The sequence below is a fragment of the Aeromonas sp. DNP9 genome, from assembly GCF_001728955.1.
Classification (GTDB): Bacteria; Pseudomonadota; Gammaproteobacteria; order Enterobacterales; family Aeromonadaceae; genus Aeromonas; species Aeromonas veronii.
Map to the genome: position 1 here is coordinate 12,953 of NZ_LYSQ01000027.1, position 14,299 is coordinate 27,251.

The following is a 14,299-nucleotide window of genomic DNA, read 5'->3' on the forward strand; positions in this document are numbered from 1 at the left end:
TGACACAAGCCGACATTTGACACAGCTGATGTCCCATTCCCTTCAGTTATTGTTAAAAATACCGATAGCCAGAGGGACGTCATCTGCAGCGCCTGTTCAGGGTGGTCTGCAGGGTATCAAAAGGACGGGGTACTCAGGCAAGGGACTTTTGCATATACAGCGGGACAATAATGAAACAAACAATGTCGGATCTCTCCATCTTGCAGCGAGTCTACCTTGGCTTCGCGATCCTGGTGGCCGTGATGGTGGCCAGTTCACTGCTCACATTTCGTAGTCAGGAGACTCTGGGGAACGCACTGGAGCAGGTTACCCAGCAGTCTATGCCGCTGGTGATTGCCAGCAGCCAGACCCAGATCACCCTGCTCAGCGCCAACAAGTGGCTGGGGGATGTGCTCACCGAGCAGGATCCCAAACAGCTGCCGGCCGAAGTGGCCGAACTGAAACAGGCCAAGGCTGCGGTGGGCAACAGCCTTGACGTCTTGCGCCAGCAGGTGGCCCATCACCCCGAACTGCAAGGGGAGATGAGCAGCCTCAGCCAGCAGGTCGACAGCTACCTGCAACTGACCGATACCCTGCCCGGCGAACACGAGGCGCTGCTCACTCGGCTGCACAAGGTCAATCTGGCCAAGGGGCAGTTTCAGGTCAGTCTGCCCCAGTTCAAGAAGAGTCTGGGTGACATGATGGTCACCATCGACGACAGCTTCATCAAGATGCTCTCCGAGACCCTGACCACCAAGCTTTCCGCTATCGAACTCTCCACCATGGACGCCCTCAATCAGACCATTCCGGCCCCCATCGAAGGGGCGCTCAAGCGCAACAAGATGCAGATCGAGGGGTTCAACAGTACCATCAAGGATCTGCAGGGGGAGCTGAAGAACTTCGAGAACGACATGGGCCACTATGTTCACGGCTTCGTGCGCGACACCACCGCAAGCGAAGGCGTGCTCTCCCAGTATCTGGCGCTGATGAAGCAGCAGGAGCAGATGCGGGAGAAGAGCAAGCAGGCGAGTGCGCTCATCGTGGCAATTCAGGATCAGCTTGAGCGGATCACCGCTCAGAGCCAGCAACTGATGAACCAGAGCATTCAGCATGCCAAAGCTGCACAGAGCCAGAGCACCCTGACTCAGGGAGCCAGCATAGCGGTCGCCATCCTGATTGCCATGCTGGTGGCATATACCCTGGGCAAGGCCATTCGCCGTCCGCTCAGGGAGTTGCTGCGGGTGCTGACCGAAGTAACTCAGGGCGACATGACCCAGCGCATCGGTTTTCAGAGCAAGAACGAATTTGGCCAGCTGGGCAGCCAGATCAACCTGCTGATTGCCCAGATGGGGGAGGTGCTGGCGCAGCTTTCACAAGCGTCGGCCCAGCTTAACGATGCCGCCCACGGCAATCGCCACACCACCGAATCAGTGCGGGCGGATCTGGAGAAACAGCGGCAGGAGACCGCCTCGGTCGCCGCCGCCATGACCCAGATGGAGGCCTCGGTGCGGGAGGTGGCGCAGGCTGCCAACCAGACTCTGGAGCGGGTGCAGGATGTGGAGAAGGCCTCCGAGATGGGACGCAAGGTGATGGCAGGCAATATCACCACCACTCATCAACTGGCGGGCAAGCTGCAACAGACCGGCAAGGTGATCGGTGATGTGAGCGCCATGAGCAGCCAGATCGGCAATATCCTCGATGTCATTCGCGGCATTGCCGAGCAGACCAACCTGCTGGCCCTCAACGCCGCCATCGAAGCGGCGCGGGCCGGCGAGCAGGGGCGCGGATTTGCGGTTGTGGCGGATGAGGTGCGCAGTCTGGCGGGCCGCACCGCCCAGTCCACCAGCGAAATCCAGACCATGATCGAGAACCTGCAGCAGGGGGTAGCCAAGGCGGTGACCGTGATGCAGGAGTGCTCTCGCGAGATGGACAGCTGCGTGGATCAGAGCTCTCACGCCAACAACGCCATGGAGGAGGTGCAGGGGATTGTGGTGCTGATCAGCGACATGTCGAGCCAGATCGCCTCTGCCGCCGAGCAGCAACAGGCCACCAGCGCCGATATCGCCACCAACCTCAACCGCATCTCCGATATCTCGGATCTCAACTATCAGGGGATTGAGCGGGTAGCCGAGACCAGCCAGCAGCTGGACTCCCTCGCCGAGCAGCAGGAGAGCCTGGTCAAGCGCTTCCGCCTCAGCGCCTGATGGTCGAGAGTTGAAACAACAAGGCCCCGCAGATGCGGGGCCTTCTCTTTATTACGGTAGTGACAAGGGGATCAGGCGTAGGCAATCGCACCCTTGCCGACCCCTTCATAGGCGACAATCTTGACGAACTTGTCGCCCACCATCTTCTTCACTTCGCGAGCAATGTAGCAGGCCAGCAGCTCGACCGTGGTGTCGGTGTCGATCATCTCCACCTCGGCGGTGGGGATGGCCAGCTGGAACAGCCCTTGCGGCGCCACATATTTGAAGCCGCAGTGATGCTCGCCAAGCTGGGCATTGGCGCGAGGGCTCAAAGCGAGCTCGGTGAGCGCCACTTTGTCCTCCTCGGTGCCGAGGTAGATATCGCCCCAGCGCTCGGCCCAGTTGAGCTCAAGCTCCTGGTCGCGCTCGCCATCGACGTGGATCTCGATAGGAGAGCGGTGGCCGTGGGCGATGCGCTGGCAGTTGCCATCGTGCTTTTTCAGGCCGTGGCTGTAGTGGTAGAAGGCACCGGTGATCGCTTCCTGACGCAGAGTCAGGGAGAGATCCTTGATATTACCCGGCAGCCGTTTGGCCAGTACCGCCAGCAGGTAGCGGGTCACCGACTCTTTATCAACTTGTGGTGCCGGGATAAAGGCGAAGCCCTGGGATGGGCAGCGCAGATGGATGGAGCGACCCGGGCGCAGCAGATCCACTGTGCTTTCGTCACCATCCAGTGTCTCGACGTGGATCAGCGGGCACTCGGTCGGCACCAGCAGCTTGTGGTCCACCTCTTCATCGATGATCGACTTGATCAGCTTCTTTACCCGGCCAAAGTCCAGCAGCATGCTCATTTCGTTGAGCTCACCGCTCATTTCGATATCTACCAGCCAGCTCTCGCCCACCATGCCGCGGCGTTCGCACAGGTAGCTGGAGTCGATCACGGTCAAATCTCTTACAAATAACTTCATCAGTCAGGCCTTGCTACAGAGAAAGGGCAGTTTTGCGCTATTATGACCCGCGATTATCGGCAAAGGAACTGGAACCCCCCATGAACAAACTGCTTATCAAAAATGCCACCCTGGTCAACGAAGGCCGCATCTATGCCTCCGATGTGTTGATCGAGGGGGAACGGATTGCCCGCATTGCCCCGGACATCGAGGCGCCCGATGCGCTGGTTATCGATGCGGCAGGTCGCCACCTTATCCCCGGAATGATCGATGATCAGGTCCACTTCCGGGAGCCGGGGCTGACCCACAAGGGGACCATCGCCAGTGAATCCCGGGCCGCCGTCGCCGGTGGTACCACCAGTTTCATGGAAATGCCCAACGTCAATCCCCAGACCACCACCCTCGACGCCCTCGAAGCCAAATACCAGATCGCCGCCAACTCCTCCGTCGCCAACTACAGCTTCTATCTCGGCGCCACCAACGACAACCTTGAAGAGATCAAGCGTCTCGACCCCAAGCAGTCCTGCGGTGTCAAGGTGTTTATGGGCTCCTCGACCGGCAACATGCTGGTGGACAATCAGGAGACCCTGGCGGCCATCTTCCGCGAAAGTCCGGTGATGATCGTGACCCACTGCGAAGACACCCCGACCATCGCCAAGGCGGAAGAGGCGGCACGGGCCAAGTGGGGCGAGAATGTGCCGATGGGCGAGCATGGCCGCATTCGCAGCGACGAAGCGTGCTACAAATCCTCCAGCATGGCGGTGGCGTTGGCCAAGCAGTACGGTGCCAAGCTGCACGTGCTGCATCTGACCTCGGCCAAGGAGCTGTCGCTCTTTACCGCCAGCCATGACCTGAGCGAGCTGAAGGACAAGAACATCACCGCCGAGGTGTGTGTGCACCACCTCTTCTTCAATGAAGCCGATTACGAAACCCAGGGCAGCCTGATCAAGTGCAACCCTGCGGTGAAGAGTGCCGCCGACCAGCAGGCGCTGCTGGATGCGGTACGCAACGATGTGCTCGACATCATCGCCACCGACCACGCGCCCCACACCTGGGAAGAGAAGCAGAACAGCTACTTCAAGGCGCCGTCCGGCGTACCGTTGGTGCAGCACTCTTTGCAGGCGCTGCTGGAGCTCTATCACAACGGCGTGTTTACCCTGGAGACTATCGTCAAGAAGACCTCCCACGCGGTAGCTGAGCGTTTTCAGGTACAAGATCGCGGTTATATTCGCGAGGGGTATTTCGCCGATCTGGTGCTGCTGGATCTGGGCAAGCCCTATGTGGTCAACGATGACAACATCCTCTACCACTGTGGCTGGTCGCCCTTCAACGGCTACCGCTTCCACAGCACGGTGGAAATGACGCTGGTGAACGGCCAGATCGCCTGGCAAAACGGGCAGGTGACTGACCAGATCCTGGGCAAGCGGCTGACCTTTAACCGCTGATTGTTCGCAAAGCAGGCGAACGCACCGTGGCCGAGGAATTGGCGGCGTTTCCCTGTTGACAGGGCAGGGTCATCTCCATAAACTCTGCCCCCGTCAGCCGAGCTGACTCCGTCGGTGTGTAGCGCAGCCAGGTAGCGCATCTGCATGGGGTGTAGAGGGTCGGAGGTTCGAATCCTCTCACACCGACCAAATTCCCCGGTAAAGGCCTTGTCAAACGACAAGGCCTTTTCTTTTGCCTGCGATTTGCCGCACAGGCGCGAAGCCAGTGGTGATGCGTGCCGGTCGATGTTGGCGTGAGTCGATTGTGCAGCCACCGCGCTTTATGGTGTAGTAACAACACTGTTGCTCATTTGCCTGGCGAGGCCTCTCGTGTCTGCATCCGTATCCAAGCCCTGTTGTCTGCTGATGCTCACCCTGCTGCTGGTGGGCTGCGCCACCCCTTACGAGAGTGAAAAGTCATTCTGGAACGGCCAGACCGGTTTCTCCCAGACCCGGCTTGGCCCGGACAAGTGGCAACTGGAGTTTGTCGGCAACGATCTGGTGGACAGGGAGACCGCCCGCAAATATGTGCTCAAGCGGGCAGGGGAGCTGGCACTGGCAGAGGGTTACTCCTGGCTCAAGGTCGATGAGCTGACCATTAACCGCGATGCCGTCAGGGTGACCCCATCACGGCCGATCTTCGGCTTTGACGAGGATGAACCTGATCTCTTTATGGCCCAGATGCAGGTGCAGCATACCATCTCGGCGCTGCTCACTTTTCGCCTGTTGCCACGGGCACTCGATGAGCGAACTCTGAATGCGAAATATCTCGCCGAAATCAAAATAAACAGTGATTAATATTGGTGATTTGCAAGATCCATATCACATGCACCTAATGGCAGGATAAAATTCTGGATAAAGCCTCTAGATTTACCCCCTGCTTTTAGGCATTCTCCCAGCATACCAGCCGCCAGGAATCAACGGCTCGGATCACAAAAACGGACTGTAGTGGCTCCCACGCCACTGTTTACGGCTTGCACCAATCAAAACCGGGACTCCCCCATGAAAATGAATAAACTGACGGTCGCCATCCTCATCTCCATGATGTTTGGTATCCTCACCGGCCAGGGCTATCGGATGTTTGCCGCAGATCAGGCTGCGGATTTTGCCAATAACATCACGATCCTGACCGATATCTTCCTGCGACTGATCAAGATGATCATCGCTCCCCTGGTCTTCACTACCCTGGTGGTCGGTATCGCCAAGATGGGCGACACCCGCACCGTGGGTCGTATCGGTGCCAAGACCCTCGGCTGGTTCATGCTGGCCTCCCTGATGTCCCTGAGCCTGGGTCTGGTGATGGTGACCCTGATGCAGCCGGGTGTGGGTCTTTCACTATCCCTGCCCAATGACACCGCCAGCTCGGGCATTGCTGCCGGTGCCATTACCCTGAAAGATTTTGTGACCCACGCCATCCCCAAGAGCGTGGTCGAGGCGATGGCCACCAACGAGATCCTGCAGATCGTGGTCTTCTCCCTCTTCTTCGGTCTGGCTGCCGCCGCGCTCGGCGATCTGGCCAAGCCGGTGGTGGTGCTGATGGCCAGCGCTGCCGAGATCATGCTGAAAGTGACCGGTTATGTGATGAACTTTGCGCCGTTCGCGGTGTTTGGCGCCATCGCCGCCATGGTGGCCAAAGAGGGGCTGGGTATTCTGGTTACCTACGGCAGCTTTATGGCCCAGTTCTATATCGCGCTGGCCTGTCTCTGGCTGCTGCTGATCGCCATGGGTAGCGTCTTCCTGCGTGGTCGCGTCATCAAGCTGCTGGCGATGATCCGCGAGCCGATCCTGCTTGCCTTCTCGACTGCCAGCTCCGAAGCGGCCTATCCGAAGACCCTGGATCGTCTGGAGAAGTTCGGTTGTGACAAGCGCATCGCCAGCTTCGTGCTGCCGATGGGTTACTCCTTCAACCTCGACGGCTCCATGATGTACTGCACCTTCGCGGTGATGTTCATTGCCCAGGCGTATGGCATCGAGCTCTCCATGGCCCAGCAGATCACCATGCTGCTGCTGCTGATGGTCACCTCCAAGGGGATGGCCGGGGTACCGCGCGCCTCTCTGGTGGTGATTGCCGCCACCCTGAACCAGTTCCATATTCCGGAAGCTGGCATTCTGCTGCTGCTGGGGATCGATCACTTCCTCGACATGGGCCGCTCTGCCACCAACGTGCTGGGCAACGCCATCGCCGCCAGTGTGGTGGCCAAGACCGAAGACAGTCTGGGTGAAACCGTCGCGCTGGGCGAGAGTGAGCCAGCCAAAGCCTGATCACAACGCCATGAGCCATAAACAACAACGGCCCGCCAATGCGGGCCGTTGTTGTTTATGGCTCGTCTACACTGCTAGATAGTTTTCATCTGGAGTGTACGGTTATGAACATTGCTCGTCGGCTTCAACTGATAGCGCTGCTCGTTATGCTGGCGCTTGTTTTCCTCAGCTGGTTCAGTATCAACCGCCTTGGGGCTGGCAATCGAGACTTGAGCTATGTGACGGACAATACGGTGCCCAGTATTGCGCTGATCAAGGAGGTGCAGGCTGCGTTTTATGAGCTGCACTCCCGGGTTCAAAGCCATATCCTCAACACCGACAATGACAAGATGCAGCAGATAGAAGCCGATATTGCCGAGCATCGCAAACAGATCAATTCGCAACTGGAGAAATATAAAGCAGAGATGCTCTCCAATGACGAAGACCGGCGCCTGACCGACGATGATCAGCGCATTATCGCGCAATATTATCAGGAGATAGACAAGGTTCTGCAGCTCTCCAGACAAAACAAGAACGATGAAGCGCGAGACATGCTGGCGGGAGAAGCCACCAGAGTGTTCCAGCAGTTTGCCAAGGCAATCGAGCTTCATGTCAACTTCAATATGGATTTGGGACTGGCGCTCAAGAAGCAGGGCCAGGAGAATTATGACAACAGCCTGCAAACCCTGTTGTTTATCGCCGGTGGTGCCACCGTACTGACGATGGGGCTGTTTGTCTGGTTGTTCAATCAGGTGGCCAATCCCCTTCGCACCGCCATGGATACCCTGACCCGGATCCAGCGCGACCTCAACTTTACCCTGAGAGCAGATGTGAAACAGCAGGATGAGATTGGTCTGACCCTCAATGCGGTCAACCGGCTGCTCGATACGCTGCAACAGACATTTACCGAATTTTCCGTCGGCAGCTTGCAGATCAAGAGCACTGCTGAATCCCTCTCTCAGGCAGCGCAACACCTGGCCAGCTCGGCCAATCAGGCCAATGATGCCACCAGTCTGATAGCCGCCGGTGTGGAAGAGATGACGGTCAGCATCACAGATATCTCCCAGCGTACTCAGGAGACGAGCCGCATCACCAACGAGTCGGGGCAACTGGCGACCGAAGGGGGTCGGACCATCGAGCGCACCGTCCATGCCATCAACGAGATAGCCGACTCGATCCGGCAGGCCTCAGCCGAGGTCATTGCGCTGGGTGAGGGTATTTCGCGCATTGGCGGTGTGGTCAACGTGATCCGTGATGTCGCGGGGCAGACCAACTTGCTGGCCTTGAACGCGGCCATTGAAGCGGCGAGGGCCGGGGAGTCCGGCCGTGGCTTTGCGGTAGTGGCGGATGAGGTGCGCAAACTGGCGGAGCGGACGGCGCAATCCACCCAGGAGATCTCCGCCACCGTAGAGGCGATCCAGCAGGAGTCGAACAATACGGTCTCCCGCATGCATCTGGTGGAGGAGAAGGTGAGCCAGGGGGTCACCATGGCGACCGAGAGTGGCGCCATTATTGCCGAAATCCGCAGTGCATCGCACCGGGTGATGGAGCAGGTGGGCGAGATCACCAATGCCATCCGCGAGCAGAGCTCGGCCGCCGAGTCGATTGCTCATCAGGTGGAGCAGATTGCTCAGGTCGTGCAGCAAACCAGCAGCACAGCGGAAGAGACCTCAGCCGCCGCCGAGGAGCTCAATGTCACCACAGAGAGCATCCACCAGCAGATATCCCGCTACCGCATTCAGTAACGCCGACGGTTGTTATCCATCTGCTATCCCCGCCAGCTGGCGGGGATTTTTTATATGGCTTGCTTAGAAGCCTGAGCCCGGTTGCTGCAAAAATGCCGCCTCTTCCGGTGTGCTGGTGCGACCGAGTATGTCGTTGCGGTGGGGGAAGCGGCCAAAGCGTTCGATGATCACCTGATGGCGGCGGGCAAAGTCGGCAAATTCGGCAAAGGTCGCCTGCGCCGGTGTGCCAGCCTGCTCGGCAGCGAGTGCCTCGAACAGCGCCACACTTCGGGCCTGTTGTTCGCGGGATTCGGCATGCTCTAGCGGCAGATAGAAGAAGACCCGCTCCAGTGGCGAGAGGGATTTGTCAGCCCCGATGGACAGCCCTTTCAGGCAGAGATCCCTTGCCAGCGCATCCTGGGCAAAGGCCGCAGGCGTGCCGCGATGGATATTGCGCGGCAGTTGGTCGAGCAGCAGGATCAGCGCCAGCCGACCGCTGGGGAGATCGGCCCAGTGGGCGAGGCTGCCCTTGGCTGCGGCCTCTGCCAGCTCGCCAAAGCGGCTGGCCAGCAGGGCATCCGTTTCGCTGCTTTTTCCCCACCAGAGCGGGGCTTGCCGTGTGGCCCGCAGGACGTCATCGGCTTCGTCGCCAAACCAGAGAGCGAGCAGAGGTTGCCAGGGTTGCATGGGAACTCCTTGAGGTGATTCAGAGGGAACCAGGAACAAATGGCTCAGGGGTGCTGCCGAAACGGCGGCTTCTCGTTACACTGTGCCATCTTTTGCCAGAAAGACGTAACCCCCCGATGGCGAGCGCCGAATTCTTGGCTCGGCCGATGATGGCCTGCGATCGCCATGAGGTGGTCCTGTTGACCTTGGTGGTTATCGGGACGTAAACCCCTCTCCCGGGGTTGTTCTCATTGATATAAGGAATCTCTGATATGGCCGGAACCAGTTTGTTAGCCCTGCTCGACGATATCGCCAGCGTGCTCGATGACGTGGCGCTGATGACCAAGGTCGTGGTGAACAAGCGCGAGACATTTTTCGGGAAGACGTTTCTCACTGATATAAGGGATCTTTGATATGGCTGGAACCAGTTTGTTGGCCCTGCTCGACGATATCGCCAGCGTGCTTGATGACGTGGCGCTGATGACCAAGATGGCGGCGAAGAAGACCGCTGGGGTGTTGGGGGATGATCTGGCCCTCAACGCGGAGCAGGTTTCCGGGGTGCGCGCCGAGCGGGAGCTGCCGGTGGTATGGGCGGTGGCCAAGGGGTCATTTCGCAACAAGCTGATTCTGGTGCCTGCCGCCATCGCCATCAGTGCCCTGGTGCCCTGGCTTATCACGCCGCTCTTGATGCTGGGAGGCGCCTACCTCTGCTTTGAGGGGGCCGAGAAGCTGGCCCACAAGTTCCTGCCTCATGAAGTGAGCGAGGGTGAGGCACACACTGCTCCTATTCCCGATGATCTGGTGGCCTTCGAGCAGCAGAAGGTGAAGGGAGCGATCCGCACCGATTTTATTCTCTCTGCCGAGATCATCGTCATCGCCCTTGGCACGGTACAGGGTGCAAGCCTCGCGCTGCAGCTCTCGGTGGTGGCTGGCATCGCCCTGCTGATGACCATCGGGGTCTATGGGTTGGTGGGGCTGATCGTCAAGCTCGATGACATCGGTCTGCATCTGCTGCAAAAGCCCGATGGCAGCGCCCTGCGCCGCGCGGTGGGGCAGGGACTGCTGGTGACGGCTCCTCGTCTGATGCACCTGCTGGCACTGGTCGGCACCATCGCCATGTTTATGGTGGGCGGCGGCATTCTGGTGCATGGCTGGCCCTTTGCTCATCACCTGATTGAAGGCGCAGCCGCTGATGTTGCCACCCTGCCCACAGTAGGGGCCGTACTGGCGGCGGTGACGCCGCCCCTGCTCAACGCCGTGGCCGGTGTGGTGGCGGGTCTGCTGCTGGTTGCCGTGATGACGCTGGTGAGCCGTCTTGCCCCGGCCAAGGGATAAGCGAGCTTGCGGGCCATTTTCTCTTTTTCCTCTCTTCATTTTTTGGCCTTCGGGTTGCCCGGTCTCTGACTTGCTGCCCGCAGGTCTGTTGCGCCTCCCGATAAAGGCCTTTGCGAGAAGTTATGTATCAACAACAGTGGAATAACGACCATATCTACCCGGGCCTCGACAGCCCCGAGCTGGAAGCGGACATGCGCGCAGCCCGCCACGCGCTGGAAGAGCTGGCCAGCTATATGGCGGATCTGGACGGGGTGCGTGACGATGACGCAGCGCAGCTGGATTTCTTGCGGGAAGTGCGGCTGCGCGCCCGTGATATTCGCCATATCGGCTGGAACGTCGCCATTCTGGCCGCTTGCCGCGGCAGTCAGGATGCGCGGGATCCGCAGGCCAAACAGCTGGCGTCCCGTGCCCGCGCCCTTAATGCCGATCTGTTCAAGACGTTGGCGCCGGTGGAAGATCTGATGCTGGCGTTGCCGGAAGAGGAATTCGCCGCGCTGATGGTGGATCCCCTGCTCGGCGAGGAGGCGTACCGCCTGCGCCACGAGCGTCGTTTGCAGGATCAGCGCCTGCCGGTGGCGGCGGAGCAACTGGTGATCGGTCTGGGCACCGATGGCCTGCACGCTTGGGGCAACCTCTACAACGATCTGGTGGGCAAGATCCGCTTGACCATTGATGGCCGCGAGATGGGGCTGGCCGAGGCGAGCAATCTGCTCTTCAGCCCGGTGCGGGCATTGCGTCTTGAGGCGTTTGATGCCATCAGTGCTGGCTGGGAAGATGAGCAGGAGACGGTCGCCGCCATCCTCAATGCCATCAACGGCTGGCGGCTGGAGCTGGCCCGTCAGCGTGGTAATACCCGAGTGCTCGATGCGCTGGATCTCTCCTGCCACCAGAGCCATATCAAGCGTGCCACCCTCGATGCCCTGATGAGCGAAACCTGGCGAGCCCGTGGGTTGGGCCAGCGTGCGCTGGAGCTGATGGCCGAGCGCCTTGGTCTCGACGATCTGGGGCCGGAGGATCTCTTTGCGCCGCCGCCTGCTTCCAGCAGCCGCGACATTCCTTTTGATGAGGCGATCGAGTTGATTGCCGATGCCTTTAGCCGTTTCGATCCCGAGATGGGGGCGTTTGCCCGTATGATGGCCGAGAAGGGGTGGATTGATGCGGCGCCCACGCCAAATCGCCGCACCGGTGCCTACTGCACCAAGTTTGCCGAACCGGTCGAGCCGCGGGTCTTCGTCACCTATGCCGGCACTATGGACAATGTCATTACGCTGGCCCATGAGCTGGGTCACGCTTGGCACAACTGGGTGATCCGCGATCTGCCGATGAGTCAGCGCAGCTACCCCATGACGCTGGCGGAGACCGCCTCCATCTTTGCCGAAACCCTGGTGCGAAGCGCCCTGTTCGAGCAGGCGCAAAGCCCGGAAGAGCAGCTGGCCATCGCCTGGGCGGAGGCGGATGGCGCAGCCACCTTCCTGGTCAATATTCCGGCCCGCTTCGATTTCGAGCGGGCGCTGGTGGCCGAGCGGGCGCAGGGGTATGTGTCGGCAGAGCGACTCAAGACGCTGACTGACGAGGCGTGGGGACGCTGGTATGAGGGGAGCCTGACCCGCTATCACCCCATGTTCTGGGCGGCCAAGGCGCACTTCTCCATCGCGGGGCTGGGCTTTTACAACTATCCCTATCTGTTCGGTTATCTGTTCAGCCTCGGGGTCTATCAGCAGTTGATGAGCCGCAAGGCGGCGGGGGAAGAGGGCATTGCAGAGGCCTATCGTGCCTTGTTGCGCGATACCGGCCGGATGAGCGCCGAAGATCTGGTAGCCAAGCATCTGGGGCAGGATATCCGTGAGGCCGCCTTCTGGCAGGGGAGTCTGGCACAAGTAGCGCAGGCGGTAGAGCGCTTCACGCAGTTGCCTGCCTGATTGGGTCAGCGGTGATATGAACAACAGGCCCCCGGACAGTCTCGCTGTCCGGGGGCCTGTTTGTTATGCCTGCTCTTGCTGCGGTTTGATGGGGCCAACGAACAGGGGGCGGGTCTGGTGAGTCAGATCCGGCTGATAGCCGTTGAAGAAGAGGTTGAGCAGCACCGAGCTGATGGTGGCCAGCAGGATACCGCTATGAAAAAGCGGTTGTAGCTGCGCCGGAAGCTGCTGGAAAAAATTCCCGGAGACCGTCGGGATCATGCCAATTCCGAGACTGATGGCGACGATATAAAGATTGTGACGGTTGCCGCTGTAATCGGTGCGCGCCAGGATACGAATGCCCGTGGCCAGCACCATGCCGAACATCACGATACCGGCGCCCCCCAACACGAAGGGCGGGATGGAGGCGACCAGCACCGACATCTTGGGGATAAGGCCAAAGGCGAGCAGGATCCCCCCCGACATCACGCAGACCCAGCGACTCGATACCCCGGTCACGCTCACCAGACCGATATTCTGGGAGAAGGAGGTGTGGGGGAAGCTGTTGAATATCCCACCAATAATGGTGCCGATGCCATCCACCCGCAGCCCGCGCACGATATCACCGCGCCTGGCCGGATGGCCGACGATGTCGCCAAGGGCCAGAAACATCCCCATCGACTCGATAAAGGTGATGAGCATGATCACCGTCAGGGTGGCGATGGAGATGGGATCGAAAGTGGGCCAGCCGAAGGCGAAGGGCACTATGGGGGCAAACCAGGCTGCCTCGCCGAGGCCATCGAGGCTCACTTCACCCATGGCGATGGCCACCGCGAAACCGAAGATGATCCCGAGCAGCACCGAGATATTGCTGAAAAAGCCCTTGGTGAAGCGGGTCACCAGCAGGATAAAGACGAGCACCAGAAAGCTGGTGCCGATATAGCGCAGGCTGCCATATTCCGGATTACCCTTGCCCCCCGCCATCCAGTCGATCCCCACCTGCATGATGCTGATCCCGATGGAGGTGATAACCACCCCGGTGACGACGGTGGGGAAGAGCGGCATCAGCCTACCTATCAGCGGCACCAGCAGGGTCGAGATGATACCGGCGGCAATGGTGGCGCCGAAGATGCCCGTCAGCCCCAGATCCGGGTTGGCTCCGATGGCCAGCATCGGCATCACGGCGGCAAAGGTGACCGACATGATGACCGGCAGCCGGATCCCGGCAAAGCGGCCAATCCCGACACATTGCAGCAGGGTGACGATGCCGCAGCAGAAGAGATCCGAACTGATAAGGTAGGAGATTTGATCCTTGGGCAGCCCCAGACTGCCGCCAATCACCAATGGCACCGCCACGGCGCCGGCGTACATCACCAGCACATGTTGCAGGCCCAGGGTAAATAGTTGGCCCATGGGGAGCATGCGCTCCACTTCATCCACCGGGCGCTTGCGCGCACCCGCTCGGGGGGAGGGGGGATTGGTCTCGTTCATGAACAGATCACTCCTTGAAGCCCGCGCAACTGCTACAGGCAAGATAGTGAAAGCCGCAGCTTTCCCGGTCATTGATCTCGTGTATTGGCAGAGGTGCCAGATCCCTCGGCAGTAGTGAGAGGGATCCGGTGCAGCACGGGTCAGTGCACAAAACATGCACAACGCCGCTCACGAGAGAAAACGTTTGGCGATAACGCCTTGTTTTTGCAGGATGAGTCACATACCGGCCAGATATGTGTCCGGCTGCTGGCAGGGGAAGGAGGTGGGGGCATCTCAGATTGGTAAGGGGTTTATCATTATCGGTCTGGCGATCTCACTTTGATAGCCGGGCACCATAACGTTGTTCGCAAT

11 protein-coding genes and 1 tRNA gene are annotated in these 14,299 nt (G+C 59.7%); 9 read left to right on the forward strand and 3 right to left on the reverse strand.

From position 1 onward, the window contains the following. The first annotated feature begins 170 nt into the window (after positions 1–170). Entirely contained in the window at positions 171–2,183 is a 2,013-nt protein-coding gene (locus A9G06_RS17650; protein ID WP_069556057.1) for a methyl-accepting chemotaxis protein, read from the forward strand. Positions 2,184–2,254: 71 nt separating this feature from the next. On the opposite strand, the gene A9G06_RS17655 is transcribed toward A9G06_RS17650, so the two are convergent. Further along, complete coding sequence (locus A9G06_RS17655; protein WP_042053203.1) at positions 2,255–3,130, reverse strand: 6-carboxytetrahydropterin synthase; 876 nt, start codon at positions 3,128–3,130, stop codon at positions 2,255–2,257. 80 nt (positions 3,131–3,210) lie between these two features. Between A9G06_RS17655 and A9G06_RS17660 the strand changes: the two genes are divergently transcribed. From A9G06_RS17660 to A9G06_RS17680, 5 genes are all read left to right on the forward strand, one after another. Next, entirely contained in the window at positions 3,211–4,554 is a 1,344-nt protein-coding gene (locus tag A9G06_RS17660) for a dihydroorotase (RefSeq protein WP_005353068.1), read from the forward strand. A gap of 112 nt (positions 4,555–4,666) precedes the next feature. Then, positions 4,667–4,743, forward strand: a tRNA-Pro gene (locus A9G06_RS17665). A gap of 216 nt (positions 4,744–4,959) precedes the next feature. After that, positions 4,960–5,391: a hypothetical protein gene (locus A9G06_RS17670; protein ID WP_041235087.1), complete on the forward strand. Its 432-nt coding sequence runs from the start codon at positions 4,960–4,962 to the stop codon at positions 5,389–5,391. Between the two features lie 204 nt (positions 5,392–5,595). Then, a complete protein-coding gene (locus A9G06_RS17675; protein ID WP_005334018.1) occupies positions 5,596–6,855 on the forward strand; it encodes a dicarboxylate/amino acid:cation symporter in 1,260 nt (419 codons plus the stop codon). A gap of 104 nt (positions 6,856–6,959) precedes the next feature. After that, positions 6,960–8,579 (forward strand): methyl-accepting chemotaxis protein, encoded by a 1,620-nt coding sequence (locus A9G06_RS17680; protein ID WP_042083837.1) that lies wholly within the window; start codon positions 6,960–6,962, stop codon positions 8,577–8,579. 63 nt (positions 8,580–8,642) lie between these two features. Here the strand turns inward: A9G06_RS17680 and A9G06_RS17685 are convergent, their stop codons facing one another. After that, a complete protein-coding gene (locus A9G06_RS17685; protein WP_069556058.1) occupies positions 8,643–9,245 on the reverse strand; it encodes a DUF924 family protein in 603 nt (200 codons plus the stop codon). Between the two features lie 251 nt (positions 9,246–9,496). Between A9G06_RS17685 and A9G06_RS22300 the strand changes: the two genes are divergently transcribed. The 3 genes from A9G06_RS22300 to A9G06_RS17695 all read left to right on the forward strand — a co-directional run bounded on the left by A9G06_RS22300 (position 9,497) and on the right by A9G06_RS17695 (position 12,478). Then, complete coding sequence (locus A9G06_RS22300) at positions 9,497–9,637, forward strand: hypothetical protein (RefSeq protein ID WP_021231002.1); 141 nt, start codon at positions 9,497–9,499, stop codon at positions 9,635–9,637. A gap of 1 nt (position 9,638) precedes the next feature. Next, positions 9,639–10,559 carry a DUF808 domain-containing protein gene (locus tag A9G06_RS17690; RefSeq protein ID WP_069556059.1) on the forward strand — a complete coding sequence of 307 codons (921 nt, stop codon included), beginning with the start codon at positions 9,639–9,641 and terminating at the stop codon, positions 10,557–10,559. A gap of 122 nt (positions 10,560–10,681) precedes the next feature. Then, positions 10,682–12,478, forward strand: coding sequence for a M3 family oligoendopeptidase (locus A9G06_RS17695; RefSeq protein WP_069556060.1), 1,797 nt, complete (start codon positions 10,682–10,684; stop codon positions 12,476–12,478). Positions 12,479–12,541: 63 nt separating this feature from the next. On the opposite strand, the gene A9G06_RS17700 is transcribed toward A9G06_RS17695, so the two are convergent. Beyond that, complete coding sequence (locus tag A9G06_RS17700; protein WP_069556061.1) at positions 12,542–13,948, reverse strand: nucleobase:cation symporter-2 family protein; 1,407 nt, start codon at positions 13,946–13,948, stop codon at positions 12,542–12,544. Positions 13,949–14,299: the final 351 nt, after the last annotated feature.

Coding starts and splice junctions, on each gene's coding strand:
- A9G06_RS17650 (WP_069556057.1), top strand. CDS start 171: ATGAAACAAACAATGTCGGATCTCTCCATCTTGCAGCGAGTCTACCTT.
- A9G06_RS17655 (WP_042053203.1), bottom strand. CDS start 3,130: ATGAAGTTATTTGTAAGAGATTTGACCGTGATCGACTCCAGCTACCTG.
- A9G06_RS17660 (WP_005353068.1), top strand. CDS start 3,211: ATGAACAAACTGCTTATCAAAAATGCCACCCTGGTCAACGAAGGCCGC.
- A9G06_RS17670 (WP_041235087.1), top strand. CDS start 4,960: ATGCTCACCCTGCTGCTGGTGGGCTGCGCCACCCCTTACGAGAGTGAA.
- A9G06_RS17675 (WP_005334018.1), top strand. CDS start 5,596: ATGAAAATGAATAAACTGACGGTCGCCATCCTCATCTCCATGATGTTT.
- A9G06_RS17680 (WP_042083837.1), top strand. CDS start 6,960: ATGAACATTGCTCGTCGGCTTCAACTGATAGCGCTGCTCGTTATGCTG.
- A9G06_RS17685 (WP_069556058.1), bottom strand. CDS start 9,245: ATGCAACCCTGGCAACCTCTGCTCGCTCTCTGGTTTGGCGACGAAGCC.
- A9G06_RS22300 (WP_021231002.1), top strand. CDS start 9,497: ATGGCCGGAACCAGTTTGTTAGCCCTGCTCGACGATATCGCCAGCGTG.
- A9G06_RS17690 (WP_069556059.1), top strand. CDS start 9,639: ATGGCTGGAACCAGTTTGTTGGCCCTGCTCGACGATATCGCCAGCGTG.
- A9G06_RS17695 (WP_069556060.1), top strand. CDS start 10,682: ATGTATCAACAACAGTGGAATAACGACCATATCTACCCGGGCCTCGAC.
- A9G06_RS17700 (WP_069556061.1), bottom strand. CDS start 13,948: ATGAACGAGACCAATCCCCCCTCCCCCCGAGCGGGTGCGCGCAAGCGC.